The organism is Streptomyces sp. WAC05292, assembly GCF_003949955.1.
In the GTDB taxonomy this organism is placed as follows: Bacteria; Actinomycetota; Actinomycetes; order Streptomycetales; family Streptomycetaceae; genus Streptomyces; species Streptomyces globosus.
Genome location: NZ_RPSE01000502.1, coordinates 1 through 3,701, shown reverse-complemented (window position 1 = coordinate 3,701; position 3,701 = coordinate 1). Strand labels below are relative to the sequence as shown.

Sequence of the window (3,701 nt, the reverse complement as noted above, 5' to 3'; positions counted from 1 at the left end):
CGCCCGGCCCGTTCCCCCCTCTCGGACCAGAGCCCCGGCATGTCCGGCACCGCCGCCGGAAGCCCGCCACCGCCGCACTCGTGGCACCACTCAGTTCGCGGATCCCCCCCCCTCTTCTGAAGGAGCAGAAACGTGTCGACGGACAGAATGCGTGTGACGGAGCTCGAGACGGCGGGCACCACGCCCCCGCCAGCCGGCCCGGCGGCGCCTGGACGTGCCCGGGTGACCCGCCTCGACACGCTGACCGGCCTTCGCTTCCCCGCGGCCTTCGTGGTGTTCCTCTACCACGCGGCGCTCCTGGCCTTCCTCGGCGTGCCCTGGCTCAGCAGCAGCTCGGCCGCGGCCGCCTACTATGACGCGGTCGCCCACGCCGGAGCCCTCGGCGTCACGTTCTTCTTCGTGCTGAGCGGCTTCGTACTGACCTGGTCGGCCCGGGAGACGGACACCGCGCCGCGCTTCTGGCGCCGCCGGTTCCTCAAGATCGTCCCGAACTACGTGCTCGTCTGGGCGCTGGCCATGCTGGTGTTCGCCGCGCCGATCACGGACACGACCATCGGGCTGCTCAACTTCTTCATGGTGCAGGTCTGGTATCCGGACTTCGCGATCAACTTCGGCGTGAACCCGGCCGGCTGGTCGCTGGGCGTGGAGGCCGTCTTCTACCTCCTCTTCCCCGTCCTGATCCACTGGATCCGCAAGATCCCAGCGCACCGGCTGAACCTGTGGGCCGCCGCAGTGGCCGCCGGGATCATCGCGACGCCGTTCCTGTCGGAGCTGCTGGTCCCTGCCGGCACGGCGATGATGGACACCGAGCCCGACACTTCGGTGAACCAGTACTTCGTGTCCTACATCCTGCCGCTTCCGCGCGTGCTGGACTTCGCCCTCGGCATCCTCGTCGCCCGCTCCGTGATGGCGGGGCGCTGGCGCAACATCGGCATGGTGTGGTCCGGCGTGCTGCTGGCCGCCAGCTACGCCGCCGGCTACTTCACCCCTCCGATCTACTCGACCCGCGCCGTCTGCGTCATCCCGGCCGCCCTGCTGATCGCGGCCGGCGCCATCGCGGACGCCGAGGGCCGGTTCACGCTCTTCCGGAACCGCGCGATGGTCTGGCTCGGCGACATCTCCTTCGCCTTCTACCTGGTCCACTACACGGTGATGGTCGGGGTGTGGAAGCTGCTCGGCAGCAAGGCGTACTCGGTCCCCGAGGCGGTCGCCCTCGCCGTGCTGTTCATCGCCGCGGGAATCCTGGCCTCCTGGGCGCTGTACGCCCTGGTGGAGCGGCCGATCACCCGCCGCTGGTCGAACCCGCGCAGGAAGCCGGCGGTCGTGCGCCCCACCCCCGAGCCCCTCTCCCTCGCCACACAGGGCGCGGGCGAGAGGTAGGCGCCGCCGCCGACCGTACGGCCCGTCCCCGAAGGGGGGCGGGCCGTACGTCGTTCCGGGAGCCCGTACGGGTGCGCACGTCCACCGCGCGCACCCGTACGGGCTCCGGGGGTCAGCCGGCGAGGCCGACCGCCGCGCGCAGGCCCGCGGCCGTGGAGACGTACCCGAAGAGCCGGCCGCCGGGGTCGATGGCGGCGGATTCCGCCAGCCCGCCGAGGTGGACGGGGACGAAGCCGGCGTCGTGTACCAGGGCCTCCGCCACCCGGCGGGCCTGCGGGTCGCCGGAGGCGATGCCCATGCCCCAGAAGTGCCGCTGCTGGGTTCCGCGCGACCACAGCAGTTCGTCGGGGAAGTGGGTGAACGCGCGGGCGACGGAGCTGTGCGGCAGCCGCCCGGCGGTCCGGCTGCCCTGGGTGGTGCCCGGGCCGAGCTGCGAGACGAAGAGCCCGTCTTCGGAGACGCCGATCGGGCTGGTCGCGTCGATCACGGTCTTCCCGGCGAGCCGGCCGGCCAGCTGCTCCAGCAGTCCGTCCAGCGCCGGGTGGGGGACGGACAGCAGGACGACGTCGCTGTCCTCGACGGCGGCCGCGTACGTGGCCGCGTGCGCCCGCTCGCCGAGCAGTTCGACGAACGGGCCGAGCCTGCCCGGGTCGCGGGAGCCGAAGGTCACCGTGTGCCCGGCGGCGAGCCAGTGCCGGCCGAGCGGGCGGCCTATGTTGCCCGCGCCCAGGATGCCGATGGTCATGGGGCGGGTCGATCCGGTGGTGGGGGCCATGGTCCAACTCCTTTTTCGCGTGCGGCGCGTGAGGCCTGGGATGTGCGGTGGCGTGGGTGTACGGGGGCGGCCGGTCCGTGGAGACGGCCGTCGGCCGCCGGTCGTCAGTGACCGGCGGCCGACTCGGGGGCGGAGCTCAGTGGGGGGTGACGTCCGGCCAGACCAGGGCGGTGGAGCCCCACGTCACGCCGCCGCCGAAGGCGCTCATCAGGACGCGGTCGCCCGGACCGACCTGCCCGGCGGCGATGGCGTCGGCCAGGGCGAGGGGGATGGAGGCGGCGGAGGTGTTGCCGACGCGGTCGAGGTTGACGACGGTGCGGCCGCGGTCCATCCCGAGCTGGTCGGCCACGGCGTGCAGGATGCGTACGTTGGCCTGGTGGCCGACGAGCCAGTCCACCGACGCGGCCTCCCATCCGGCGCGCCGGAGCATGGCCTTGGACGAGGCCGCCATGCGGGTGACCGCGTGCCGGAAGACCTGCTTGCCCTGCATGGTGAAGTAGCTGTCGGCAGGGCGCCCGCCCTCGGACACGGCGGTGCCCGCGGTCTCGCCGGCCGCCTCGGAGCGCTGTCGGGAGCCGCCTCCGGGAACCATGATGAGGTCCTTCAGCGAGCCGTCGCTGCCGAGGTCGTATCCCAGCAGCGCCCCCGGCTCGTCCGGTTCGCCGGCCCGCAGCACCGCGGCTCCGGCGCCGTCGCCGAAGATGACCGAGGTGGTGCGGTCGGCCGGGTCGAGGATGGTGGAGTACGTCTCCGCGCCGATGACGAGGACGCGTTCGGCGGTGCCCGAGGCGATGGCGCCGGCCGCGGCCGCGAGGGCGTAGACGAACCCGCTGCAGACGGCGGCGATGTCGTAGGCGGCGACGTTCCCCAGGCCCAGCCGGGCGGCGACGTCGGGGGCGGTCGCCGGGCACGGGTGGTCGGGCGTGGTCGTCGCCAGGACCACCAGGTCGACGTCGGCGGATCCGGCCGACTTGAGCGCCCGCGCGCCCGCCTCGACCGCGAGGTCGCCGGTGGCGGTGCCGGGGTCGGCCCAGTGGCGCTGGGTGATGCCCGTGCGGGTGCGGATCCACTCGTCGGTGGTGTCCATGGTGCGGGAGAGGTCGTCGTTGGTCACCACGCGGGGCGGGACGTACGTCCCGAGGCCGGTGAGGACGGCTGCCCGGGTCATGACGCCACCTCCTGCACTGCGGACGGGTGCGCGTGGGGCAACACGTAGGTCAAGGTGGCCTCCCTGGTCGCCGGTGCGGGACGCCGCTACCGGGCACGGTGGAAAGGGGCCGCGCTCCGCTCGGGCAAGAGGGGCGGACGCGAAACGGCGTCGCCGGCGGGCCGTGGTGCACGGCCGGCGGGCGCGACCCGGCGCGGACGGCGCGTACGGCGCGCCGTCCCGGATGCGTACGCCGATTCTCCGCCGTCGGCCGGGCGCGTTCCAGACCGTACGGGCACTGTGGGTACGGGCGGTGGTGGCGGGAGCACCACCCTCCCGGCGGCGGGCACGCGGAAGCCCCCGGCCGCGGGCGGCGGGCCGGGGGCTTCGGGTGGAGGG

At 73.9% G+C, this 3,701-nt stretch carries 3 protein-coding genes; 1 reads left to right on the top strand and 2 read right to left on the bottom strand.

What is annotated here, in order from left to right:
• Positions 1 to 222 precede the first annotated feature (222 nt).
• Entirely contained in the window at positions 223 to 1,380 is a 1,158-nt protein-coding gene (locus EF903_RS30055) for an acyltransferase (RefSeq protein WP_260616114.1), read from the top strand.
• Between the two features lie 112 nt (positions 1,381 to 1,492).
• Here EF903_RS30055 and EF903_RS30050 read toward each other — a convergent pair whose 3' ends face one another.
• Both EF903_RS30050 and EF903_RS30045 read right to left on the bottom strand, forming a co-directional pair.
• Complete coding sequence (locus EF903_RS30050) at positions 1,493 to 2,155, bottom strand: NADPH-dependent F420 reductase (protein ID WP_125548153.1); 663 nt, start codon at positions 2,153 to 2,155, stop codon at positions 1,493 to 1,495.
• Positions 2,156 to 2,291: 136 nt separating this feature from the next.
• The gene (locus EF903_RS30045; protein ID WP_125548152.1) at positions 2,292 to 3,323 is read right to left on the bottom strand and encodes a beta-ketoacyl-ACP synthase III; all 1,032 of its coding nucleotides are present in this window, start codon (positions 3,321 to 3,323) and stop codon (positions 2,292 to 2,294) included.
• Between the last annotated feature and the right edge of the window lie 378 nt (positions 3,324 to 3,701).